This is a genomic window from Streptococcus oralis (assembly GCF_023109155.1).
Classification (GTDB): domain Bacteria; phylum Bacillota; class Bacilli; order Lactobacillales; family Streptococcaceae; genus Streptococcus; species Streptococcus oralis_BZ.
This window is the reverse complement of sequence record NZ_JALDUA010000002.1, coordinates 118,199-143,386: the sequence shown is the minus strand read 5'-3', so window position 1 is coordinate 143,386 and position 25,188 is coordinate 118,199. Positions and strand designations below refer to the sequence as shown.

27 protein-coding genes are annotated in these 25,188 nt (G+C 39.2%); 4 read left to right on the top strand and 23 right to left on the bottom strand.

Going from position 1 to position 25,188, the window contains the following annotated elements:
- The first annotated feature begins 18 nt into the window (after nt 1-18).
- The 3 genes from nrdE (at nt 19) to M1F63_RS04675 (ending at nt 4,242) form a co-directional block, all read left to right on the top strand.
- Nucleotides 19-2,178, top strand: a complete 2,160-nt coding sequence (gene nrdE, locus M1F63_RS04685; RefSeq protein ID WP_000523279.1) for a class 1b ribonucleoside-diphosphate reductase subunit alpha — start codon at nt 19-21, stop codon at nt 2,176-2,178.
- Nucleotides 2,179-2,373: 195 nt separating this feature from the next.
- Nucleotides 2,374-3,336, top strand: coding sequence for a class 1b ribonucleoside-diphosphate reductase subunit beta (nrdF, locus tag M1F63_RS04680; protein WP_247940840.1), 963 nt, complete (start codon nt 2,374-2,376; stop codon nt 3,334-3,336).
- A gap of 138 nt (nt 3,337-3,474) precedes the next feature.
- Complete coding sequence (locus tag M1F63_RS04675) at nt 3,475-4,242, top strand: DeoR/GlpR family DNA-binding transcription regulator (protein ID WP_247940839.1); 768 nt, start codon at nt 3,475-3,477, stop codon at nt 4,240-4,242.
- A gap of 41 nt (nt 4,243-4,283) precedes the next feature.
- Here M1F63_RS04675 and lacG read toward each other — a convergent pair whose 3' ends face one another.
- The 17 genes from lacG to M1F63_RS04590 form a co-directional block, all read right to left on the bottom strand.
- Nucleotides 4,284-5,690 (bottom strand): 6-phospho-beta-galactosidase, encoded by a 1,407-nt coding sequence (lacG, locus tag M1F63_RS04670; RefSeq protein WP_139689813.1) that lies wholly within the window; start codon nt 5,688-5,690, stop codon nt 4,284-4,286.
- Nucleotides 5,691-5,774: 84 nt separating this feature from the next.
- The gene (locus M1F63_RS04665) at nt 5,775-7,469 is read right to left on the bottom strand and encodes a lactose-specific PTS transporter subunit EIIC (protein ID WP_247940838.1); all 1,695 of its coding nucleotides are present in this window, start codon (nt 7,467-7,469) and stop codon (nt 5,775-5,777) included.
- Entirely contained in the window at nt 7,469-7,786 is a 318-nt protein-coding gene (locus tag M1F63_RS04660; protein ID WP_139689815.1) for a PTS lactose/cellobiose transporter subunit IIA, read from the bottom strand. Before M1F63_RS04660 ends, M1F63_RS04665 begins: the two co-directional genes overlap by 1 nt.
- Nucleotides 7,787-7,819: 33 nt before the next feature.
- Entirely contained in the window at nt 7,820-8,656 is an 837-nt protein-coding gene (locus tag M1F63_RS04655) for a PRD domain-containing protein (protein ID WP_049478729.1), read from the bottom strand.
- A gap of 235 nt (nt 8,657-8,891) precedes the next feature.
- Entirely contained in the window at nt 8,892-9,872 is a 981-nt protein-coding gene (lacD, locus tag M1F63_RS04650) for a tagatose-bisphosphate aldolase (RefSeq protein WP_247940837.1), read from the bottom strand.
- A gap of 1 nt (nt 9,873) precedes the next feature.
- Entirely contained in the window at nt 9,874-10,803 is a 930-nt protein-coding gene (locus tag M1F63_RS04645; protein WP_247940836.1) for a tagatose-6-phosphate kinase, read from the bottom strand.
- Between the two features lie 10 nt (nt 10,804-10,813).
- Nucleotides 10,814-11,329, bottom strand: a complete 516-nt coding sequence (lacB, locus tag M1F63_RS04640) for a galactose-6-phosphate isomerase subunit LacB (protein ID WP_001216921.1) — start codon at nt 11,327-11,329, stop codon at nt 10,814-10,816.
- A 30-nt stretch (nt 11,330-11,359) separates the two neighbouring features.
- Nucleotides 11,360-11,785, bottom strand: coding sequence for a galactose-6-phosphate isomerase subunit LacA (gene lacA / locus M1F63_RS04635; protein WP_049484386.1), 426 nt, complete (start codon nt 11,783-11,785; stop codon nt 11,360-11,362).
- Nucleotides 11,786-12,071: 286 nt separating this feature from the next.
- A complete protein-coding gene (locus M1F63_RS04630; RefSeq protein ID WP_247941003.1) occupies nt 12,072-12,968 on the bottom strand; it encodes an aldose 1-epimerase family protein in 897 nt (298 codons plus the stop codon).
- A 107-nt stretch (nt 12,969-13,075) separates the two neighbouring features.
- Nucleotides 13,076-14,551 (bottom strand): PTS galactitol transporter subunit IIC, encoded by a 1,476-nt coding sequence (locus M1F63_RS04625; RefSeq protein WP_247940835.1) that lies wholly within the window; start codon nt 14,549-14,551, stop codon nt 13,076-13,078.
- Nucleotides 14,552-14,605: 54 nt separating this feature from the next.
- Nucleotides 14,606-14,911, bottom strand: a complete 306-nt coding sequence (locus M1F63_RS04620) for a PTS sugar transporter subunit IIB (protein WP_000590551.1) — start codon at nt 14,909-14,911, stop codon at nt 14,606-14,608.
- A gap of 37 nt (nt 14,912-14,948) precedes the next feature.
- Nucleotides 14,949-15,425: a PTS sugar transporter subunit IIA gene (locus tag M1F63_RS04615; RefSeq protein WP_000521963.1), complete on the bottom strand. Its 477-nt coding sequence runs from the start codon at nt 15,423-15,425 to the stop codon at nt 14,949-14,951.
- Between the two features lie 190 nt (nt 15,426-15,615).
- Nucleotides 15,616-16,305, bottom strand: coding sequence for a sugar phosphate nucleotidyltransferase (locus tag M1F63_RS04610; protein WP_180833182.1), 690 nt, complete (start codon nt 16,303-16,305; stop codon nt 15,616-15,618).
- Between the two features lie 11 nt (nt 16,306-16,316).
- Entirely contained in the window at nt 16,317-17,195 is an 879-nt protein-coding gene (locus M1F63_RS04605) for a DMT family transporter (protein ID WP_000791843.1), read from the bottom strand.
- A 1-nt stretch (nt 17,196) separates the two neighbouring features.
- A complete protein-coding gene (locus M1F63_RS04600) occupies nt 17,197-18,054 on the bottom strand; it encodes a phosphotransferase family protein (protein WP_084851960.1) in 858 nt (285 codons plus the stop codon).
- Between the two features lie 16 nt (nt 18,055-18,070).
- On the bottom strand, nt 18,071-19,093 hold the full coding sequence (locus M1F63_RS04595; RefSeq protein WP_000609914.1) for a ribitol-5-phosphate dehydrogenase: 1,023 nt from the start codon (nt 19,091-19,093) through the stop codon (nt 18,071-18,073).
- Nucleotides 19,094-19,097: 4 nt separating this feature from the next.
- Nucleotides 19,098-19,805: an IspD/TarI family cytidylyltransferase gene (locus tag M1F63_RS04590; protein ID WP_247940834.1), complete on the bottom strand. Its 708-nt coding sequence runs from the start codon at nt 19,803-19,805 to the stop codon at nt 19,098-19,100.
- Nucleotides 19,806-20,245: 440 nt separating this feature from the next.
- Here M1F63_RS04590 and M1F63_RS04585 point away from each other — a divergent pair, with 440 nt between their 5' ends.
- On the top strand, nt 20,246-20,545 hold the full coding sequence (locus M1F63_RS04585; RefSeq protein WP_139658576.1) for a YbaB/EbfC family nucleoid-associated protein: 300 nt from the start codon (nt 20,246-20,248) through the stop codon (nt 20,543-20,545).
- A 40-nt stretch (nt 20,546-20,585) separates the two neighbouring features.
- Here the strand turns inward: M1F63_RS04585 and M1F63_RS04580 are convergent, their stop codons facing one another.
- From M1F63_RS04580 to M1F63_RS04555, 6 genes are all read right to left on the bottom strand, one after another.
- A complete protein-coding gene (locus M1F63_RS04580; RefSeq protein WP_247940833.1) occupies nt 20,586-22,349 on the bottom strand; it encodes a glycerophosphoryl diester phosphodiesterase membrane domain-containing protein in 1,764 nt (587 codons plus the stop codon).
- An 8-nt stretch (nt 22,350-22,357) separates the two neighbouring features.
- Nucleotides 22,358-22,951: a 3'-5' exonuclease gene (locus M1F63_RS04575; protein WP_247940832.1), complete on the bottom strand. Its 594-nt coding sequence runs from the start codon at nt 22,949-22,951 to the stop codon at nt 22,358-22,360.
- An 81-nt stretch (nt 22,952-23,032) separates the two neighbouring features.
- On the bottom strand, nt 23,033-23,527 hold the full coding sequence (gene rocS / locus M1F63_RS04570; RefSeq protein WP_000021252.1) for a chromosome segregation protein RocS: 495 nt from the start codon (nt 23,525-23,527) through the stop codon (nt 23,033-23,035).
- Nucleotides 23,528-23,603: 76 nt separating this feature from the next.
- Complete coding sequence (locus M1F63_RS04565) at nt 23,604-24,296, bottom strand: 5'-methylthioadenosine/adenosylhomocysteine nucleosidase (RefSeq protein ID WP_084857762.1); 693 nt, start codon at nt 24,294-24,296, stop codon at nt 23,604-23,606.
- A gap of 15 nt (nt 24,297-24,311) precedes the next feature.
- Complete coding sequence (gene macP, locus M1F63_RS04560) at nt 24,312-24,623, bottom strand: cell wall synthase accessory phosphoprotein MacP (RefSeq protein WP_000517872.1); 312 nt, start codon at nt 24,621-24,623, stop codon at nt 24,312-24,314.
- Between the two features lie 11 nt (nt 24,624-24,634).
- Complete coding sequence (locus tag M1F63_RS04555) at nt 24,635-25,180, bottom strand: NUDIX hydrolase (protein WP_000393797.1); 546 nt, start codon at nt 25,178-25,180, stop codon at nt 24,635-24,637.
- Nucleotides 25,181-25,188 lie beyond the last annotated feature (8 nt).

The window sequence follows — 25,188 nt, the reverse complement described above, 5'->3', positions numbered from 1 at the left end:
TTAGATAAGGGAAATTTTATGGGATTAAAACATCTTGAGGACGTGACCTACTTCCGTCTCAATAACGAAATCAACCGTCCTGTTAATGGACAAATCATGCTTCATAAAGATAAAGAAGCCTTAGATGCTTTCTTTAAAGAAAATGTAGTTCCAAACACTATGGTTTTTGATTCAATTACTGATAAAATCAACTACCTCATTGAACACAACTACATTGAAACTGCATTTCTTAAGAAATACCGTCCAGAGTTTTTGGAAGAATTGCATCAATTTATCAAGGACCAAAACTTCCAATTCAAATCATTCATGGCTGCCTATAAGTTTTACAACCAGTATGCCTTGAAGACTAATGACGGTGAATATTACCTTGAAAGTATGGAAGACCGTGTCTTCTTTAATGCACTTTACTTTGCTGACGGTGATGAAGCTGTTGCGATTGATATCGCCAATGAAATCATCCACCAACGCTACCAACCTGCTACTCCTTCCTTCTTGAACGCTGGTCGTGCCCGTCGTGGGGAGTTGGTATCTTGCTTCTTGATCCAAGTAACGGATGACATGAACTCTATCGGACGTTCTATCAACTCAGCTCTTCAACTTTCACGTATCGGTGGTGGTGTGGGAATTTCTCTCAGCAACCTTCGTGAAGCGGGCGCACCTATCAAGGGTTATGAAGGAGCAGCTTCTGGTGTCGTTCCAGTTATGAAACTCTTCGAAGACAGTTTCTCTTACTCTAACCAATTGGGTCAACGTCAAGGGGCTGGTGTTGTCTACCTCAACGTATTTCACCCAGATATCATCGCCTTCCTTTCAACTAAGAAAGAAAATGCCGATGAAAAAGTTCGTGTGAAGACCCTTTCACTTGGTGTAGTGGTACCAGATAAATTCTACGAATTGGCTCGTAAAAATGAAGAAATGTACCTCTTCAGCCCATACTCTGTAGAGCTTGAGTACGGTGTGCCATTCAACTACATCGACATCACTGAAAAATACGATGAATTGGTCGCAAATCCAAACATCCGCAAGACAAAAATCAAAGCGCGTGATTTGGAAACTGAAATCTCTAAATTGCAACAAGAGTCTGGCTACCCTTATGTAGTCAACATTGATACGGCTAACCGTGCGAATCCTGTTGATGGAAAGATTATCATGAGCAACTTGTGTTCTGAAATCCTTCAAGTTCAAGAACCAAGCTTGATCAACGATGCTCAAGAATTCCTTCAAATGGGAACAGATGTCTCATGTAACCTTGGTTCAACCAACGTGGTCAACATGATGACCTCACCTGACTTTGGTCGTTCTATCCGTGCTATGGTTCGTGCTCTTACTTTCGTTACAGATAGTTCGCACATCGTAGCTGTTCCTACTATCGACCACGGAAACAGTTTGGCTCACACCTTTGGTCTTGGTGCCATGGGGCTTCATAGCTATCTAGCGCAACAACTGATCGAATATGGATCACCTGAGTCTGTTGAATTCACTAGCATCTACTTTATGCTTATGAACTACTGGACCTTAGTAGAATCTAATAACATCGCGCGTGAACGTGGTATCACCTTCCACAACTTTGAAAAATCAGACTATGCTAACGGAAGCTACTTCGACAAGTATGTGACAGGCGAATTTGTTCCAAAATCAGACCGTGTTAAAGAACTCTTCAAAGACGTCTTTATCCCAAGTGCTGCTGACTGGGCTGAACTTCGCGAAAAGGTTCAAGCAGATGGTCTTTACCACCAAAACCGCCTTGCTGTTGCTCCAAATGGTTCGATCAGTTACATCAACGATGTTTCTGCATCTATCCACCCGATTACGCAACGCATTGAAGAACGCCAAGAGAAGAAAATCGGTAAAATCTACTATCCTGCTGCAGGTTTGTCAACAGATACTATCCCTTACTACACTTCTGCTTACGATATGGATATGCGTAAGGTGATTGATGTTTACGCTGCTGCAACTGAGCACGTGGATCAAGGACTTTCACTCACCCTCTTCATGCGTAGTGATATTCCAAAAGGTCTTTACGAATGGAAGAAAGAAAACAAACAAACGACACGTGACTTGTCTATCCTTCGTAACTATGCCTTTAACAAGGGCATCAAGTCTATCTACTACGTCCGTACCTTTACAGACGACGGTGGAGAAGTCGGTGCGAACCAATGTGAAAGCTGTGTGATTTAGTTTTACTCTGAGTCAACCAAATTCTCTCAGACTACTGATTAAAGGATTACACTAGAATAAACTTGGACAAGCATCTAAAATACTAGGAAAAATGAAAAGTCGGTCTTCCGACTTTTTGTGCGATACTCATCTCAGACTATGATAAAATAGAGATGATTCTATCATCGCATTATTATATACAGAAAGAGATTTCAAATGGAAACTTACTACAAAGCCATTAACTGGAATGCCATCGAAGATGTCATCGACAAATCAACTTGGGAAAAGCTGACGGAGCAATTCTGGCTCGACACTCGTATCCCCTTGTCAAATGACCTAGACGACTGGAGAAAACTATCAAACAAAGAAAAAGACTTAGTAGGAAAAGTCTTTGGTGGTTTGACACTTCTGGATACCATGCAATCTGAAACAGGGGTTCAGGCTCTTCGCGCAGACATCCGTACACCGCATGAGGAAGCTGTTTTCAACAACATCCAATTTATGGAATCTGTCCACGCAAAATCATATTCATCAATCTTCTCTACCCTGAATACCAAGGCTGAGATTGAAGAAATTTTCGAATGGACTAACACCAACCCTTACCTACAAAGAAAAGCAGCAATTATCAATGAAATCTACCTCAATGGTAGTCCTCTTGAAAAGAAGGTTGCCAGCGTCTTTCTTGAAACCTTCCTCTTCTACTCCGGTTTCTTTACACCACTTTACTATCTCGGTAATAACAAACTTGCCAATGTTGCGGAAATTATCAAATTAATCATCCGTGATGAGTCTGTTCACGGAACTTACATTGGTTACAAATTCCAACTTGGTTTCAACGAATTACCTGAAGAAGAGCAAGAAAAGCTCAAAGAATGGATGTACGACCTACTCTACACTCTCTACGAGAACGAAGAGGGCTATACAGAAAGCCTCTATGACGGTGTGGGATGGACTGAGGAAGTTAAAACTTTCCTTCGTTACAATGCCAATAAGGCCCTTATGAACCTAGGACAAGATCCACTCTTCCCAGATTCAGCTGATGATGTCAACCCAATCGTTATGAACGGTATTTCAACAGGAACTTCTAACCACGACTTCTTCTCTCAAGTCGGAAATGGTTACCTCCTTGGTGAAGTTGAAGCCATGCAAGACGAGGACTACAACTACGGTTTAGACTAATTTGACCAATCATTCAAAATATCATGGTTTGTTTAAAACAACCATGATATTTTTGTTTTTGTTTTTTTTTGTTTTTTTTATTTGATTGATTGAGCGTTTTATGGTAAGATAATAATAGTAGAAATCGAGGTGATAAGGATGCTAAAGCAAGAAAAACTAGATAGTATTCTAGAAGCAGTAAACACAAAAGGCACTATTACTGTAAAAGAGATTATGGAGAGTCTTGATGTGTCAGATATGACAGCTCGCCGATATTTACAAGAACTAGCAGACAAGGATTTGCTGGTTCGTGTGCATGGTGGCGCTGAAAAACTTCGTACAGGTTCTCTATTAAACAACGAACGCTCAAACGTCGAAAAACAAGGCTTGCAGATTGCTGAAAAACAAGAAATTAGCCGTTTTGCAGGTCATTTGATTGACGAAGGAGAAACCATTTTTATCGGCCCAGGAACAACCTTAGAATGTTTTGCTCGTGAGCTCCCTATCGATAACATTCGTGTTGTAACAAACAGTCTTCCTGTTTTTCTCATCCTAAACGAACGAAAACTAACAGATTTGATTTTGATTGGTGGAAATTATCGCTCTATCACTGGAGCTTTTGTGGGAACACTTACCCTGCAGGATTTAGCCAATCTTCAGTTTTCTAAAGCTTTTGTAAGCTGTAATGGTATTAAGGATAAGGCAATTGCTACTTTCAGTGAAGAAGAGGGCGAGGTACAACGAATCGCCTTGAATAACGCTAATAAAAAATACTTACTGGCAGACCACAGTAAGTTTAATAAGTTTGATTTTTACACTTTCTACAATATCTCAGAGATTGATACCATCGTTTCAGATTCCAAACTAAGTCAGGAGACATTTGAAGATCTATCGAAACAAACAACCATTCTTTTATCAAAACTATAAAAATTCCCCGCCGAAAAGGCAGGGGAATTTTTTTGATAGTTTTAGTCGATAATCTGCGTCTCAGCTAGCTTCTTGTACCAGTGAGCTGATTTCTTAGGATAACGTTCTTGAGTTTCAAAGTCTACATAGAAGAGACCGTAACGTTTTTCATAACCGTTTGACCATGAGAAGACGTCCATCAATGACCAAATGAAGTAACCTTTGACGTCAGCTCCATCTGCAATCGCATCAGACAAAACTTCCAAGTGTTGCTTCACGTAATCAATACGACCATCATCGTAAACAGTGTTATCAACAAACTCATCTTTATAGCCGAGGCCATTTTCAGTAATGTAAATCTTCTTGTAGTTAGGATAATCTTTCTTCACGCGCATGATTTGGTCATACAAACCTTGAGGGTAGATAATCCAATCCCAATCCGTACGTGGTACATAATCAGGAGCTACACGACGACCAACACCTTTGATTTGGTACTTAGAGCTTCCTTTCTCACCTTTACCATTATGGATAATTTCAGTTTCTCCATCAAAGGCTTCCATCCAGTCACTCATATAGTAATTGATTCCAAGGAAGTCGTTCAAGTCTTTTGCAACTTCTAATGCTGTGAAATCTTCTTCACGAAGATCTAAGCTACCACCATTGACTGCTAAGATATGGTTGACACCTTCCATTGTTTCTTCGGAATAGCGTCCAAGATAAGTTGCATCCAAGATAAATTTATTGTGAATGATATCTTCCAGCTCAGCAGCGCGAACATCTGCTTGATTTTCAGGATCTAGAGGATATTTAGTAGGCAGGGCATGAACCACACCAATTTCACCTTTATAACCTTTATCTTTATATAGCTTGACTGCATGCGCATGAGAAACCATCATATTGTGGTGAGATTGGAAGACTTTGGCAAGATCATACTGGATACCTGGAGGAAATTTCCCAACCAAATATTGACCATCTCCTATTGGTCCAATTTCATTAAAGGTTGTCCAATAGTTGACTTCTGGAAATTCTTCAAAACAGAAGGCCGCATAATCAACAAAGTGTTCAATGTTATCTCTGTTTAAAAAGTCTCCATTTGAATGAAGTGCTTCTGGCGTATCAAAGTGATGGAGGGTCACGAAGGGCTCAACATGTCGCTTGTGACACTCTGCAAACAACTTGTGGTAGAACTCAACTCCCTTGTCATTGACTTTCCCATAACCTGTTGGGAAAATACGTGACCAAGCGATTGAAATACGGATACCATTAACACCATACTCTTCTGCTAGTTTGAGGTCAACTGGATATTTGTGGTAGAAATCACTGGCTGGCTCAGCAGTGTACCAGTAGTTATCCTTAAGATATTTGTCCCAGGCAACTGGCCCTTTACCATCAGTATTGGTTGCACCTTCTGCTTGGTAGGCCGCTGTTGCTCCGCCAAATATAAAGTCTTTTGGTAATGTTTTTGACATTTGATTCACCTTTCAAGAAATAGAAATGAGACGGAGATGTAGTTGGGAGGAGTTCCTCCATCTCACTTCTTTGCTATTAACTTTTTATTCTTCAAACTGTGCTTGAACAAAGGCAAGTGCGCCTTTTCCATCGCGAGTCAGTTTAATGTATTGGCCACCTTCTGTCTTGGCAAGTTTGATACCAAGTTTGTCGGTTTCGGCCTTCATGTCTTCAAAGTTTGAAGCAACTTGAGGAGCAAGGATAACCAGATCAAACTCAGGCAACATTTCACGGTGAGCACCATAGCCACCAGCTGCTGCTTTAACAGGAACTTTGTACTCTGCAGCTGCCTTGTTTAGAGCATTTGCAAGGAGACCACTTGTACCTCCTCCTGCACAGAGAACGAGAACATTAGTTTCTTCTGTGATTGTGTTTTGCGCTTCTTCTACACCTGCTTTTTCAAGAATAGCATCCGCTTTGGCAGTATTGAAGTTTGCAGCTACTTTTTCTTTCAATTCATCATTGGCTTTACCAGAACGCTCTTCTTCAAGAATTTGTTCATCATAAACCTTGAGGAATGGATAGTAGATAGCTACGTCTACAAGGATTAACAAAGCAGCAAGAACAAAGGACAAGAATTGGAAGTTTGTACCGAGAACAATACCGAGCGGACCTGGTGTTGTCCAAGGAAGGTTAGCAGTAAATGAGTTCATGCCAAGCGTCTCGATGAAGAATTTAAAGATCCATACGTTGGCGATCGGTGCGAAGATAAATGGAATAAAGAAAATTGGGTTTAATACAAGTGGTGCACCAAACAGGATTGGTTCGTTTACACCAAAGAATGTTGGAACAACAGACGCACGTCCGATTGCACGGTTACGTTTGGATTTGGTCAACCACATGAACATGAATGGAACAACCAGTGTCGCACCTGTACCGCCCATGGTAACGATAAACATTTGTGTACCAGAAGTAAGGATCTTGTCTGCATGCATCCCTTGTTGGAGAAGGTTTAAGTTGACTTCAGCATTAGCATAGGTAATAGCCGCGATAGCAGGTTCGACGATCGAAGGACCGTGAATACCCACAAACCAGAAGAAGGCAAAGGCACCAAAGATAATGGTAATACCCAGGTAGCCATCCGCGGCTGAGAAGAGTGGTGCAAAGAATTTACCGATTGATTCTGCTACACTGGCTCCAACAAAATGACGAGCTAGTAAATCAAGAACATATAGAGAAACAACTGAAAGTGTGAATGGAATCACATCTTTAAAAACTTGTGAGATATTAGGTGGAACTTCGTCAGGCATACGAATGGTAACGTTGTTCTTAACACAAACCTTATAGATTGCTACGGTAACAAAGGCAGCAAGAAAGGCAGAAAGCAAACCTTTTGTTCCAAGGAACCCTGTCGCAAAGCCACCCTCAATCGGATCAGCTGCCAACATCAACAAACCAACAATTGCTGCCAAAAGTGTTGACATATAGTTGATTTGGTTGGTTTTCTCCATGCTACGGTTTACAGAGTCGGCCAATGACTTAGCTGTTGTACCAGCTACCAAGAGAGCAAGAATTCCCATTGAATAGCTATAAGGTTTCATGAGGAGATTAACAACATCATCAGACCATTTAAAGCCCCATGAGTTTGGTACAAAGGCAATCAAGATAAAGATACTTGAGAAGAGAATAACGGGCATACCAGCAATGAAACCATCACGAATGGCACGAAGATAAATATTACGAGATAGTTTTTCAAAGAAAGGTTTCCCTTTCTCGATAAAAGCAATTAGTTTGTTCATTACTTAACTCCTCTCTTGTAGAGTTCGATTAAATGGTGCATCAAATCTTTTAATAAAAGGGTTGTCATCAAGTGATCCTGACCATGCATCATGGTTACACTATAGGCCAAATCTTCACCAGCTGCCTCCTTAGTCAAAAGGCTTGTTTGCGCGTGGTGTGCCTCAGCGATGCAACCACCAGCTTCCTCCACGAGAGCATCAGCTTTCGTAAAATCACCAGCTTCAGCAGCTTTCAATGCTTCTAACAGTTTTGAACGAGCGTCACCAGCATAGGCAACAATCTCAAAACCTAACAATGTTACTTCTTCTCTATTCATGATAGAGTCCTCCTTATATAGTTTTGTAAAATCTTATGACAGCAAACGTTGGATATGAAGAACCAGATAAACTCGTTCACTCTTATATAAATCAAGACCAGTATGTTGTGTAATCACATCATAAATCTTGGAACCAATTTCAAAGGCTTTTGGATAGGATAGTTTGATGTGTTCTTCCATATCCAGAAGAGATTGATTATCCTCTCTGGATCGGTCTAAATAATCTAAAAAATAGTTGAGATGAATCATAAAGCGATCATAGAAATGATTATTCTCTTTGGTTCGTTGAATAGCGTAACCTTTTAGAACTTCTTCAACATTCCTGAGAATTTCTTTCCTCTTATCTATCGACTCAACAACCTCCACTTCATTCTCACCTTCGGCATTGATGAAATGATAAGCAATCCGAATAATTTCGTCTTCAGGGAAATTTTCTATCAACTTTTGACGATAGATTTTAAAAGCATCATTAGCAATTTGAAAAGCTACAGGATACTTAGTAGAAATATCTGGTAGATTACTATCCTTGTACCTTCCTTGAGTTAGAGCTTGATAAGAACAGTAAATATGATCTGTCAAGGTCACATAGAGATATTCTTGAATCGGATAGTGATATTTCTTAGAAAGATTATCAATGATCTCGTAGGTCACTGTGATAAAATCAAGCGGAACATCTTTGAGAAGAGCCATAAAGTTTTCTCTGGACTCTTCTGTCTTCATCCGAAAGATTTTTTCAACCTGATCCTCAGCAATAAAATCCCCCTTCTTTTTTCCAAATGCAATCCCCTTACCAATCACAATCACTTCTTCTCCTTTGTCGTTTCTGACAAGCGAGACATTGTGATTCATTGGGTTTAGAATTCGATACATGATAACCTCCTTTTGCATCATAAAGGTATACGAGTACAAAAAATGACCACAAATGAACTAGAAATTCTTTTGATTTCTAATCCACCTGTGATCATGCCTAATATAACTTAGTAACACTCACCTTGTATTAACTTGTGATTTAAGTATAGCACAAGTAAGTTTTTTTGTAAACCTTTACATTCAACTTTTTTTAATTTTTTTTAGATCAATGTTCCTAAGATTAGGGGGGGGGAACTTATACACGTTCAGTCCATGAAGTCGCTGTTGTTTGAAGAACTTTGTTGAGTTCGTCAATGTTTTCAAAACCAGTTGTACGTAGCCATTCACGAGCTGCTGCTTCACCGTCTTTGATGTAGGCTTCAACTGATCCAGCCCATGTTGCACGGCCACAAAGAACGCCGTTGAAGTTTGCGCCTGATTCGTGGGCAAAGACAAGCGTTTCTTGGAAGAGTTTGGCTGACACACCTGCACTCAAGTAGATATATGGCAAGTTAGTCGCTTCATCTTGTGCTTTGAAGAAGGCTGCTGCTTCCTCACGAGTATGAACGATTTCACCATCGCCAAAGCCTTCAACGTATTTCACATTGACTGGAACTTCCACTTTCAAAACGTCGATGTTAAAGCGTGGGTCTGAGAAGACCTTCATAGCACCGATAACCTTGTGTGGTTTTACTTTGGCGTATTCTGCAGAGCCAGCATCAGCGATTTTTTCATCGTAAGCCAAGATTTCAAGGAAGAAAGGAATATCTTCTGCCACACACTCAGAGCCGATACGTTCGATGTAGGCTTGTTTTTCTTGGTTGAGTTCGTCAGAACTGTCTACATCATAGTAAAGCAAGAACTTGACAGCGTCAGCGCCTTGTTCCTTGATGCGTTTTGCAGACCAAACATCCAAACAGTCAGGCAAGCGTTTGGTGCTTGTTGTATCGTAGCCAGTTTTCTCATAAGCAAGGAGAAGACCAGCATTTGGATCAAGGGCTTTAGTAGCTGGAAGACCATACTCAGGGTCGAGAAGCATAGAGGATGCGTATTTTGTCAATTCATCTGCTACCAATACTTTGAGTTCTTCCATTTGAGCTACTGTTGGCTCTTCTGTTTGGTATTGAGCCATGAGGCGTTTCAAAGCACCACGTTGGTCAAAGGCAAGAGCTGAGATAATGCCGTTTTCATCTGAGAGTTTTTGCAAGCAAGCGCGTTTATTTTCTGTTAAAACCATTTTATACCTCTTTTACGATTAGTTGGTCGTATAGACCTTGATAGTTGGCCATATTGACATGACCTGTCATTTTTTCTTGAGCATTAAGCATACCAAGGACATTTGCCTTGATGAGGAGTTCTGCATCCGATTCCTTATGAAGAAGTCCTGATGAAATACCTGCAACAGTAGAATCTCCAGATCCGACAGGATTGACTACCTGAATTCTTGGAATATCTACTTTATAGAAAGTATCCCCATGTTTTGCAAAAGCACCATTTGCACCAAGTGAAACGATTATCCACTCAATCCCTGCAAATAGAGGCTCTTGAAGAACTTCTTTTAATTCATCCAAATCCTCAGAAACTTCTTTCCCAAGAAGCTGAGACAATTCTTCGTTATTTGGTTTAATAACTGTTGGTTTGTGTGGTGATTCAAGGACAGCCTGAAGAGCTGCACCTGAGCAATCCAAAACAACTGGTTTTCCTGCGCGATTAGCAAGTTCTACTAAGCTCGCATAGTAATCAACTGGAAGACCTGCTGGCAGACTACCAGAGATAGCAACTACTTCCACAGTGTTAAGAAGATTTTCGAAATGAACCAAGAAATCTTGACCTTCTTGTTCCAGAACTTCGGGACCTTTTTCAAGGATTTCTGTTTGGTTGTCACCGTGCAGAATAGCGATACAGTTTCGAGTCTCTCCTTTGATTGAGAAGAAACGTTTCGTTACTTTATCGTCGATATGCTCTACTAAAAACTCACCAAGTTTACCACCGACCAAACCAGTAGCAACAACAGAATCACCAAATTCTGAAAGAACTCGTGTAACATTGAGCCCTTTACCACCAGCTGTCTTGGTCACGTCCACCACACGGTTGACAGTGTCAATTTTTAATTCATCCAAAGGATAAGAAATATCAATGGATGGATTCATTGTGACTGTTAAAATCATGCGTCACCTCTTAGTCGTGGTATTCACCGCGATCCCATTTTTCAAGGAATTCTGTAAAGAAGTTTGCATCTGCTTGATGAGCATTGTGAGTTTCAACGTGCTCAATTTTCGCAATCAATTTTTTGTTTTCTTCTGATGGTTTGTATTCAGCATTGATGAAAGCTTCAATGATGTCGCACATGAGCAATTCACCAGTGATTTTACCACCAAAACCGATAACGTTAGCATTCAATTGTTCTTTTGCATAAAGAGCTGTTGTCATATCACGAACCAAGGCAGAACGAACACCAGGAACTTTATTGACAGCGTTGTTGATTCCAACACCAGTACCACAGATACATACCCCAAGATCAGCTTGACCGCTTGTAACGGCTTCACCAACTTTTTTACCAAAGATTGGGTAGTGAGTACGTGTGTGATCATAGGTACCAAAGTCGATGACTTCATATCCTTTTGATTTCAAAAATTCTGAAACCGCCATTTTTTCATCTGTTACGATGTGGTCACATCCAATTGCAATTCTCATTTTTATCTTACCTTTCTTACTGTAATCTAATTAGCACATTTTGTTCAACATATCAACACGAATTTGGTGACGACCACCGTCGTATTTGCCGTTAACAAATCCTTTAGCAATATTTTTAGCCAATTCATCACCAACAAGTTGTGCACCCATAGTGATCATACGTGAGTTGTTGTGTCCACGAGTCATATAAGCTGAACGTTCGTCAGATACTTCTGCAGCAACCATTCCTTTGATTTTAGTTGCAACCATGAATGGACCAGCACCATAAGCATCAATCACGATACCAAGGTTTTGATCTTCTTTGTTTACTTCTGCAGCAACAGCAAGAGTCACATCAACAAAGTCTTGACCTTCAGCTGTAACATCCACAACGTGGAAGTTTTCTTTTTCCAAGAAGTCTTTCACAACTTCTTTCAATCTCAAACCTGCAGCATCTGCACCGATAACAATAGACATATTGTATACTCCTTTTTATTTTTCTAGGCTAGTAAAGACTTTTATAGCTAGTATTATAAGTACAAAAGGCTTTCTAGCAGTTTATTGACAAATTTGATTGAATGAGATGAATAACACCTTATCCAAATCCAGGAAATCAAGTTCCTAGAAAGAAACTTTCTCCTCGAAAGAGAATATAACAAGTGATTGCTTGTTTGTTACAAACATCATTTGTTGCTTACAAACATAATATACTCCTATTTTTATAAAAAGTCAACATTAAATGTTTGTTTTTATGGTTTTTTATCTAAAATATTTCAATATCAAAGCCAATCTGATCTACTTGACCAGGTTCCAAGAGACGAACGTTTTTCTTATCTTCTAAATGATCTCCTTCTTCAAGAGATGTTGATAAACCAGACCAAGGTTCAAAGGCAATGAATGGTCCTTTATTCAAAGTTGACCAGATAATAAGATTTGAAAACTCTTGGAAGTGTACTTTTAATCCCTTCTCATGCTTACGAGAACGAAGGGCAATTGTTCTGGATTGCAACTCATCCAAAGTCACTGCATCAACACTAAACAGATCGTAACTGAGGGCCACTTCCTTTTGTGAATCCAACCATGGACTTCTATCTTGAAAATCCAACATACCTGTTTCTGGAAAAGGACGTGGAACAGAGCAAGTCTCTTCTTTCTCAAACTCTAAATAGTAATCTTCATAGACTTCATCATCCTGTAGAGGACAATTAAATCCTGGATGTCCTCCTATAAAGAATGGCATTACTTTATTCGTTTCTTTATTGAAAATCTTGTATTGAGTACGAACAGTCTTGCCAGTCACTAGATAAGTGATTTCAAGGCGGAAATGATAAGGATAGTTTTGATAAGCATTCTCATCATCTTCGATAGCAAAGGTTACACTGTTTTCTGTTTGATCAACTAATTCAAATTCATTTTTACGGACCAAACCGTGACGCGGAATGCTTCCTTTTGTTTCCGTTCCATCTGCGTGACTATAGAAGGCTGTATCTTCTCTTAAAGAGCCACAGATTGGAAAAAGTACTGGCGCTTGTCCACTCCAGTAAGTGGCATCTCCTTGCCACAAATACTCAATGCCTTCTCGATCCTTGATTGACGATAAGGCGCCACCTAAGGTTTTAAACTGGACCGTTAACTGGTCTGATTTGATTTCAATTACCATCATATTCTCCAACTATTTTTAGATTTTTATACGAAAAACTAGGTTATCACTCCCAATGTAGGAAATTAACAACCTAGTTTTCACAATTTACATTTTATAGGAGCGAATTATTTAGCATTTGCTGCGTATTCTTCGTTACGTTTGATCATTTGTTTTCTATACCAAGCAAAGATACCTACATAGAAGACAAGGAAGGCTGCTGCACCAAGGATTGCTTTGATATCACCTGTTGTAGCATTACCGATTGCCCAACCAAATAGTTTTTCAATTGGTCCTTCAAGAGTTGAGTGAGTGATCAATTGAGCACTATCTACACCTTTAGGAAAGGCACCTACACCTTTAGCAAGTTCTGTTGCAAATGGTGCGATAAGAGTACCAGAAAGAAGGAAGAGAGGCAACAAGAGTGTTCCGAAGATAATCATACGGAGCAATTTACCACGTGTAACAACCAAGAGAGCTGGAGTTACACCCATAGCGATGATACCTGCAAGAGGCAAGATACCATTACCGACGTTTGAAAGAAGCACAGCTTCAACTAGCATGATTGGAGCAAGTACGTTAGCACAAGCCCAGATTTCAGCACGACCAGCGATGAAAGGCCAGTCAAGACCGATGTTGAATTTACGTCCTTGAAGACGTTTAGTAGCAACGTTTGTAATACCTTGTGAAAGTGGTTCTACGGCTGCGATGAACCATGAGCCGATAAGTGAGAAGAGTTCCAAAGCTACACCGGCTGTCAAACCAAGAGACAACCAACCTTTAATAACTTCTTGCCAGTTTGCAGCATCTTTAAGTCCTTCAACAGGTTGTGGAGTACCCATCAAACCGATAACAATACCAAGGATGAAACCGATGAAGAATTTAGATCCCCAGAAACCGATTTTTTTGTTCAATTTAGCAGCATCAAAGTCATATTTATCAAGACCTGGGAAGAATTTTTCAAAAATCTTATCCAAAACCATGATAACTGGGTTCATCATGTAGTTCATGTGTGTTGAAGTCATTGGTGATGAACTTGGTGCGTTAAGAAGGTCGTCGAAAGTTGGTTTCATCAAGTCAGAGTTGATGATTTTCAAAACACCTACAAGGACAACTGCTGCAGTTGCGATGAAAAGTGAAACCCCTTGGCTAACTCCATTGTTGTCTGCGTACCATTTAATCAAAAGACCAGTGATTGACAAGTGCCAGATATCGAAGATATCAACGTCAAGTGTGTCCGTTTTCTTCATTGCAAGCATCACAACGTTGACAATCAACATTACAAGCAAGAAGTAAAGTGTCCATGCAGAACCCCAAGTGATGGTTGCAAGTGGTGCCCAACCAACGTCAGTGATGTTCAACTGAATACCAGTGTTTTCAACGAATTTCGCAAGTGATGCTGAGAAAGCTCCATTGAGCATACCAATGATGGCACCGATACCAGTAAGAGCAATGGCAAGTTTAATACCACCTTCAAGCGCTTTGGAGAATTTCACTCCAAAAAGTAGAGCCAATACTGTCAAAATGATCAGCATGATGATTGGTCCACCCATATCCAAGATAGGTTTGAAGATATCGTTGGCCAGATTGATAATGACATCCATAATAGTTCCTCCCGTTTTTTTAGTTATATGAATGTTAACAAGATAAAGAATAAATTAGCTTAGTCCATGTTCTTTGATAGCTGCTTCAATATTGTCAAATACTGGAGCGCTCATCGCTGGAATACGGAACAAGATTGGTCCAGCTTCAATTACTGGAATGCCTGGTTCAAAACCAAGGTCAGTTGCAGCGATTGGTGTAAAGATATCGTAGCCCTTGATAAGGTCTTCGTTTACATCTTTCACCATGACTGCATCGCAGTGAACATCATAACCACGGTTTGAAAGTTCTTCTTCTAGAGCACTTTTAATTTGGTGACTTGAGTTAACACCTGCACCGCAGGCAGCAAGAATTTTAATCATTTGGATTTCCTCCGATTTTATATTTTAATAGACAAGATTAAGCAGTTGCTTCAGCAATGTAAGCATAAAGTTTTTCTGGTTCGGAAATTTTTGATAGATCTTCCAGATGGCCATTTCCTGTGAAAAAGTCCATCAACTGAGCCAGAATATTTGTTTGGCTTGAACTTGAGTTGTTAATGATAAAGAAGAGTAGGGATACTTCTACTTCCTTATCAGGAGCAATCATATTGTGAAAAGTTACTGGTTTTTCTAATCGAACAACCACCACTTTCTCAGCTAGATTATGAACAATATCTGTATGAGGAATCGCCACATTTGGCAAGTCCTTACCTAGAAATTCCATATCTAAACCAGTTGGAAATGACTTTTCACGCGTGATCAAGGCTTCACGATAAGTTGGAGTGACAATTTCTCGTTCTTCCAACAAGCTTGCTACCTGATCAAAGAGTTGTTCTTGATTATCCGCTTCTAAGCAAAACACGAGGTCTTTGTCAAAGAAATGATCTAATCCCATAACATTTTCCCTTCTTTCAATTATCTTTTATGTAATAAGTATAACACTATATGAAATCGTTGTCAATAATTTTTGTTTTATTTTGTTCATTTTTTTGTAATTTTTGTTTCATTTAAAGAATACAATCAATATCAAACATTCTTGTTATAAAATCCACAAAAAAAGAAGGCCCAAGCCTTCTTCTCTTTCCTTACTTAATAGTAGATAAAATCTCTTCTAACTTATGGTAATCTTTTACACTATCAATTTCATAGATGCTATTTCCTTCTAATTCTTCGACATAGACATCCAATTCTTTGATATTATCCTTAACCATGTTGTCCCAGTAGAGATCAACAAATTCACCACTTTCGTAAGCTTTGTCAATAAAGCCAACAATCTTCTCTGCTGTTGGTGCATCCCAGAATGAAACTCCACTCAGAATGCGACCAGCTTTGCTGTCAACAATAATGTCTTGAACCTTGTAGTCATCACCGTAAACCAAGAACCACTCGTTGGTACAGTCTTCACGATAAACGCTAAAATAGGTAGAACGTTCTAGATCGTTTCTAAACATATTTTTGAAAAGATAGTTATCTGCATCGATGACGTAGCTGTTTGCCAAATCTTCTTTTACTAGATAAAGTGAGTAAAAGTTATTGTAATCAGCATACTTGTCGTTAAAGACTAAACGAACACCATATTTTTCTTTTAGGTAGTCAAATTGTTCTTTGAGGTAACCGACAACGATGATAATCTCATCAATTCCTCTCTCTTTCAAAAACTCGATTTGGTATTCAACCAAGGGTTTTTGATTAACCTTAACCAAAGCTTTTGGGGTATTTTCAGTCATAGGGCGCAGACGAGTCCCTAAGCCCGCTGCCAAAATAATCGCTTTCACACGAATCTCCTTTATTCTTTAATAATAATATAAACACCAGCCATAACAATAAGTGAAGTGATGATTGTCAGCATATCTAGCGGTGCACCCAAGAAAATAACTGCAAATAAGACAGTCCAAACTACATAGCTCACATTCAAACCTGTCGCTTTCGCAGGTTGCAAACGATTAATAGCGATATAATAAGCTAAGTAGGAAATCATATTAAAGGCCGCAAAGACAAGCAAGAGGCCTAGTAACTGCCCATCTGCCACTTCTGCAAATGAATGGTGAGAAAAGAGCACAATCACAAGATAGGACAAGAATGAGGTTACTTGTCGGATTAACAAGGCTTCAATTTCACTTAAATCACTTTCCATAGCATAGGAGCTTAGAACACTTTCACTCCCCCAGGCAATGGCACAGATAAGGGCACAAAGAATCCCAATGTAAAACGAGTTAACTTGTTCAACCTTGTAGGTTTGAGCAATGATCGCTGCAATAATCAAGAAAACACCGAATACTGTATTCTTTGAAACCTTGTGTTTCAAAATGAAGAAGGCGAGCAAAACTGAAACTGCTGGGTAAATAGCTGATACAGATGAAGCTAGTGAACTACCGATATATTTAACCGCATAAAGATTGGCCTGCATACCTATTGGTCCTGCTAGTAAAGCTCCGATAATTACACTTACATTTCGAATATTTAAGAAAATCGAGAGACGAACTTTTCTTTCTTTTACCAAAAGAAAAGCTAACAAGATAAAGATACTCAAGAAATCATGAGCGGCAGCCACAACAAAAGGCGAAAGATTTGTAAAAATTGAAAAGATATAAGCACTAATCGTTAGACCTAATCCCCAGAAGATACCAGAGAGCAGACCAAAGGAAACACCATTTTTATTCTTCATCCTAACCTCCATAATAAGTCAAACCTTCGACAGCTCTTTGGTAACGATTGACACCGTAATCTCCAAAATCAGCCCCTTGAGCTTCTTTGTACACTGTCCACAAACTCCAGATAGTATCTTGCAAGATTTTATAGATACGAATCTTCTCACGTGATACAGGCGTTTTGTCACTTTCATAGTAGGAAAGGAAAGCATCTTCCTCTTGCTTTGTAAATTCAGACTCTAAGAAAAGAGCTGCCAAATCCCACATTGGGTCATTCATAGAAGAGTATTCCCAGTCAATCAAATACAAACGACCTTGTGGTGACTCGATAAAGTTTTCTGGTACCAAATCGATGTGACAGGACTTTCTATCAACACCCAAGTCAGCCAATCTCTTTTCTAGTGAAAATACATCTTTTCTTACAGCTTCATAGTTTTCATAAGGGATAGCTCCCTCAATCAAGGATTCATATTTGCTGATTTCCTCAAAAGGAGCAAACTCTCCTCTTAATTCTTTCCCTGAAGCGTGGATGGTTTGTAAAATTGGTGCAATCTTTTCAAACTTGGACTTAATTGATGTTGAATCTAGAGTTACTGCTGATTCGATGTATTCATTTACTTTGATCCCTGACTCAATATCAAAGAGATAATTTTTAACATCTAAATCTAAATCCTCTAAAAGTTCAAGATTGTACTTTTCATTTTGACGATTGATGAGTTTTTCAGTCCCTTTACCAAAAAATTTCACAATATACTGTTTGTTGGTTGTTTTGACCAAATAGTTTTGGTTGGTCATGCCTCCCAACTGTTCAACACTGAGGACTTCCTCTTCATCAGATAGTAAAGAAGAAATTTTTTCTTTGATGAGTTTCTCCACAATTAACCTCCATCTTCTACACTTCCCACTTAAATACTGTTTTAAAAGCAGTATTAAGGTCTGTAGCAAAGACACGGTGAATGTCCTTGATTTCTCTCACAGGCTCTTCAATATAAAGGATATTCTTCAGACGATTTGCAAACTTTTTGACTTCCATCATTTGAATAGCCTTCTCAAAATCGACGCGTCCTGAACGAGATGAGCCTACTAATAACAATCCTTTTTCCAAAGCATCTCGTGTATTGATATTAACCTTGTATTCGCTCACTCCCATCATGAGAATCGTTCCCTGTGGACGAATATAGCGAATCAAGTCATTGATAGCTGGACCTGTGCCATCACCACCGCAACACTCAAATCCATGATCAAAGGTCAAATCCTCTGGGATATTATCAGTAATGTAGCACTCTTTTGCAAAAGAGAAGAGCTCCAGTTTTTCCCAATGGCGACCAATAACGATAATCTCTGCTTCCGGTAGTGTGTAATTGATAATATTGGCAACCACAAAGGCCAAACTACCATCTCCAATAACAGCGATGCGCTCTCGCTTGCTATGAGCAAGATGCAGGAATCGATCCACAGCATGCATACCAACACTTACAAACTCTGTAATGGCTGCAACTGTGTCCTCAATGTCATTATAAGAAACGACTCGGTCTTTTGGAAGAGAGACAAATTCTCGCATAAAACCATCGTGACCACTAGATAGGAAGTAGGTTCCTGTCATGTAGTTCTCGTAGAATTCCTTGTCACTCTGCATAGGCGGTTGATTGGGAATCATAACTACCTTTTGACCGACTTCATAAGTCCCAGTTGGATCGGAAATAACAGTTCCACAAGACTCGTGAATCATGGCCATTGGAAGCTTTTTAGCCAATATCTTTGGATCGCGTTTCCCTTGATAGTAACGTTGATCCGCATGACAAACCGCCATATAATTTGGACGAATAAGGATATGATTCTTCTGATCAATGTCTTCTTCTTGATATTTTACATTGATAAACTTTGGTTTGGTCAGTTGATAAATTTGATTAATCATAGCCTTAGTCTTTCTCAATCATACTTTTCGCGATTTTCAGGTCTGTCACAGTTGTGATTTTAAGGTTTGAATATTCCCCTTTAGCTAGAGCAACGTCTTTCCCTTTGATAACAAAAATCTTACATGCATCCGTCAGGATTTCCTTTTCTTGATCAGATAGGGAACCATACAAATCCATGAAATCCTTGCAGCGGAATGTCTGAGGTGTTTGGCCTTGATAGAGGTGAGCTCGATTTGGAATATCCGTGATAAACTGACCATTAGTACTTTCAACAATGGTATCAACCGCTTCTACTACTGTGTCAACCGCATCATGATTTTGGGCCAGTTTGATATTGTCCTGAATCATACGAAGTGTGATAAACGGACGAACAGAGTCGTGAGTAATCACAATATCTTCTGGAGTGATTGGACGATAGGCATCAATAGCTTCAATAATCTTCTTGATACTGGTATTGCGATCAACCCCACCTTTGGTAATGATGATGCGATCCTTGTGGAGAGAAAGATACTTGTCAACTAGGTCCTCAGCGTGTGACACCCAGTCTCCATGAACTCCAACTACAATTTTTTCAATACTTGGTTCTAAGACGAATTTTTCAATTGTGTGGATCAAAATAGGTCGATCACCCAACTCCAAAAATTGTTTTGGTAAATTACTGATTCCCATGCGTGTGCCAGTTCCTCCGGCTAGGATTCCTGCATAGATCATTTATATTCTCCTTTAGTTTATTCTAAAAAACTCATTACCATCTATTATATCACAATCTGCCTCCATCATGAAGAAAAGACAGAGCGTTATTTAGTCTGATCAACACACCATTTAAGGTAAAAAGTGAACAATGTCTTAATAATTCTGGAAAGACCATAACAAATTAAGAAATAAAATTAGGTTATCCTCTATATTATCCATTCAACGTTCGGTTAATATAGAGTTCTTTAGAATATAATAGAAACCTTAAAGAAAACTTAAACAAAAATTATTTCTTTAGCAAAGGATACTGGATGTCCATAGTAAATCTCTTAAAAGTTGTTTGAGGGATTCATTATAAAAGCTCATATATCTCATGAATTAAACAAATAATAGACTTTTGCCCCTAAAATTGATAAAATAAATAGAAAAATAATAGAAAAAGGAAACTGTAAACCGCGATGATGAACATGCAAAACATGATGCGCCAAGCACAAAAACTTCAAAAACAAATGGAACAAAGCCAAGCAGAACTCGCTGCCATGGAATTTGTTGGAAAATCTGCTCAAGACCTTGTCCAAGCGACCTTAACTGGTGACAAAAAAGTTGTCAACATTGACTTCAACCCAGCAGTTGTAGATCCAGAAGATCTCGAAACACTTTCTGACATGACTGCTCAGGCGATTAACGCTGCTCTTGAACAAATTGATGAAACGACTAAGAAGAAACTCGGTGCTTTCGCTGGAAAATTGCCTTTCTAATCCACAAAAAAAGAGAAACATCTGTTTCTCTTTTTTTTTCTTAGAAATCAAAGAATTCCATTGCTTTCTTTAAGAGTAATTCCGTATATTCCGGATCGTCTTGAGCCATTGTGACTTGTGACTGGACCATTTCAAGATCATCAGTAATCATGCCATCTGCGCCGAGGCGAACGGCTTTATCAAATGCCTCCGAACCATTTACGGTCCAAACATAGAGTCTCTGATCAGTTGTCCAGAGTTTATTGACAAAGTATTCATCCAAAGTCGAGTACTCCATAGTGTAACCCGTTGCCTTGGTTCTTGGGAAGATACTGTTATAGGGAAGAATAAAGTAAACTGGAATTTCAGAATCATAAGTCAACACTTTATCAATCACATGGTAGTCTAGTGATTGCATCTGATGTCCATTTTTCTTGATAGTCGCCCCATACTTTTCAAGGAAATGGTCCATCATTTGCGGACTATCTTTTTTACTGGTTTTAATCTCAATCAGCAATTTTTGGTTTAAAGCATTTGCACGCTCTAAATAGGCATCAAAGCTTGAAATCTTTGTTTGATAACCATTCTCGTAAATATCTGTATTTGTTAATTCATCCAGAGTCAAATCTTGCGGTGTAGCATTAATACCTGTTAAATTTTTGAGGTTGGCATCGTGCATCATCACGAACTGACCGTCTTTCGTTTCCTGCACATCCATTTCGATGAGATCAGGTTTTAGTTGAGCTGTTTTTTCTAAAGACTGCACAGTATTTTGAACACCGTTTTTATTACTTACTCCTCTGTGCGAAATCACTAAAGGTGTATTGGTATCCGGAGATTCCAGATAAACGTAGCCTTCTATGGCAAAGAAGATGCTTGCACACCCCATGACACCCCATCTCATCAGATGATCTTTCTTTCGCCTTGGCATGATCTCCAACTCTTCTCCTGTCAGGAAGGAAACAAACTTCACTAAGAAGTAAGTCAGGGTCATGTAATGGAAATTTTTAATCAAGACAAAATTAATCACACCGAGAATCAAGGATTCTTTTTGAGTGAGATTATCCATCACTGCTTGCGCAAAAAGCAAAGGAATTAATAAACCAAAGAAGAAAAGATAGGTTTTAATGATAATGAGTAAGAGATGCCAAGAGTAGAAAAGGACATTTTTCTTTGTCTTTTTGAGACTATATTTCACACTTTCTCTTACCGTCTTTCTTTCAAAGAGAATCTTAGGCAGGGCAAACATAAATCGGACAGAGATGTAGAGAAAGATCCAAGCGGATGCTATGATCATCAGACCTACCAGCCAATGCTTACCTTCCCAATAATTCACAATAAAATCAGGGATAATAATCTTGTTGAGGTAGTAGATTTTTAAAATCTTACGGATGAACGGGAAAAGCAAAGCAATGTAAAAAAAGACAAAGGCCATCTTACAAAAGCTCAATCGCTTAACGAATAGAAAGCTCTGTTGAAATACTTTTCTACTATACTCAATTAAAGTTCTCTTTTCATGATAGAGAAGGTGACGAGCCCCGATAAACAAAAGACAAATCTGGAAATAGGCAACCAAGAGATTGATTGCAATTAAGATGAGAAAGGCTAAACTGATAAAAGGCGAGCCTTGTATAATCGCCCAAAAGTTATTGTAGGAGATAAACAAATAACCAGTTTGTCTCAGAAGGATGCCAGCAATCCATGAATTTAATGGTAGCCAGACAAACTCAACCATCATAAATATCAAGAAAAATAGAAATAAAATCTTATCTAGGTTATAGTATATCTTCCTAAAACCTAGCTTTTTAGGTTTTTCAGGTTTCATAGGCACTCCTAGTCTAAAAATTGGGATAAATCTAAGCCACCAAAAGGATTATTCATCGAAAAACTACTCTGGTCTTCTATTAATATCTTTCCTTCATCCGATTCCAAAAAAGCTTCGTAAACACGCGCCGTCATGCGGGCATCCTCTAAACTGTTATGAGACTTCCCGTGAAAGCCTAAAAAATTTGCAACAGTTTGCAATTTAAGATTGGCTATGCCGTGTAAATCAGAACTACGGCGTTCAAAAGCCTCCTCATATAGATCAACCTTATACTGGTCACGATAATCAATACCATGCTCCAAGAGAATAGGCAAATCACTCTTAGCTGCATTGTAACCAACGATAGGTAAATCGCCAACAAATGCTTGAAAGTCCTTTAAAACTTGTTCTACTTTTGGCGCATCTTTCAAGGTTTCAGCTGTGATCCCAGTCAAACCATTGATAAAACTCTTCAATGGGGCTGTAGTATGAACATAAGAATCAAAAGCAGCACTTTCTTGTCCATCTTGATAGCGGACTGCTGATACTTGAATTAAATGGGTAACCCCCTCGTGTTGATTGAATTCCAAATCAAAGGCGATATAATCTCTTAATTTTTCCATTATTTACCTCAATTACTACCCAAAATAAACTATAAATAACAAAAGAAGCCATTAGGTTAATGAGTAACCCAAACAGCTTCTTTATTTTCCTCCAAAAAGGCGAGCAAAAAAGCCTTTTTTGGTTGCTTGGACTTCTTCTTTTGCTTGGTCCAACTCGAGTTTCAAGGTTTCTTGATCCTTCATGGCTTGAAGAGTTAACTGTTGCTGTTGGTCCAACTGTTTGTCCTTTTCAGCAATCTGTCGGTCTTTGATACGCATCTGTTCATCTTTTTCTGATAACTGGCGATCTTTGGCCTTGAGCTGCTCGTACAAACGAAGAATTTCAGCGTTTTTCTCATCAACCAAGATTTCCATCAGTTCACGTTGTTTGACATCATCACTGACTGGTTCATCTTCAAAAATCGTTTTTTTGTAGATTTCTTCTAGCTTGATCAATCCACTTCGAGTAACTACAGTTACACCTTTGTCATTTTTTTTCGTGTCCTCTTCTGGAAGTTCTTTGACACGATTGTTGATTGCTTGACGAGATAGTCCTAAGACCTCTGCAATCTCACTGACGGTCATTTCAATACTCATAATATCCTCTGAAACGTTTTCTAGCTTTTCTTTATTTAAATCTTATCATAAGCTAGATAAACTGTCAAATTTCCGCTTAATCTAAGGCCTTTAAAAAGGCTAGTAAGACTTGGGCAGAACGACGTCCAGCTTCGATAATAAACTCATCAAAAGAGATAGAGGCTTCGTGATTGGCATTGTCACTCATAGCACGAATGACTAGGAAAGGTAGGCTAAGAGCCCGAGCCGCTTGAGCAATGGCTGCCCCTTCCATTTCAACTGCTAAAACATCAGGGAAGTGGGATTTGATACTAGCAATCTTATCATCCCCAGCTATAAAGCTATCTCCTGTAGCAATCAAGCCTAGGTGCCAGTTTTGGTCCAACAGAGATAGACTCTCTTGGATTTTGGCTACAAAGGTTTTGTCTGATTCAAAATAAAGCGGTTGTTGCGCCATTTGGCCATAAGCATAACCAAAAGCAGTCACATCCACATCATGGTAAGCTAGTCTATCTGCAATCACGACATCACCAACAGCAATCCCTTCAGCAAGAGCACCTGCTGATCCTGTATTGATGATAGCTTCTACCTGAAAATAGTCAGCTAGAATAGCTACACTCATAGCCGACATAACCTTCCCTATCCCACTCTGAACTAAGACAACTTCTGTCTTGCCAACAGAGCCAGTGTAGTATGTATTTCCGAGGACTTGGACTTCTTGAGGTTTATCCAAATTCTGAGTCAAATATAGGAGTTCTTCTGGCATGGCAGCAATGATTCCAATTTTCATTTCAAGTCCTTTCAATTACAAGAGTTTCATCGCTAAAATTAACAAAATCAAGAGTAGGATGACTGCAAACAAGATGCGATTGAGTTTCGAATTAAAAACATTTCTCTTAGTGTTCTCAATGCGGCGACTCTTATGAATCGTTGGCTCTACTTCGATTGTTAAGGTATCTTGACTAAAACCGTGGTCTCTAGAACGTGAATAACCAAAATGTTGTGAAGACGTTGGTAGGATCTTTGTTTCCTCATCATCTTGAAGAGGTGGTCCTGAGATTTTCTCACCACGATTGGCACGTTCAATCATTTCGTCTGTTAATAAAGGTTTTCCCATGGGTTGCTCCTCTATTTCTTTTGTAGTTCCCAGTACTGGATCGCCATAATGGTCTTGGCATCACAGATATGACCTGACTGGATCAGGTTCTTGGCTTCCTCTAGACTTACTTCTAGGACTTCCAAGGTTTCATCATCATCTTGTGGGCGAGGATTTTCCACCTTAACCAAATCACTGGCGAGATAGAGTTTTAGTTTTTCATTACAAAATCCAATCGCAGAATAGAAATCGTACAACAGTTCTAACTTACCAGTGTAGGCAACTTCTTCTTCCAATTCACGAAGGGCCGCTGCCATTGGATCAGCATTTTCACCAAGTTCTAGTTTACCTGCAGGAATCTCATAAGAAACCGCCTCAATAGCTTTTCGGTATTGCTTAACGAGAACGATTTTGTCCTCGGCTGTCACAGCTAATACACAAACAGCTCCATTGTGAAAAATCAAGTCACGTTGGGCAGTACCCTTTCCTTCTGGTAGCTCCACCTGGTCTTGTACTAGTTTGAAAATAGGACCTTGATAGATTTCCTTCCTACTAATCGTTTTTTCTTCAAATTCCATGATCGACT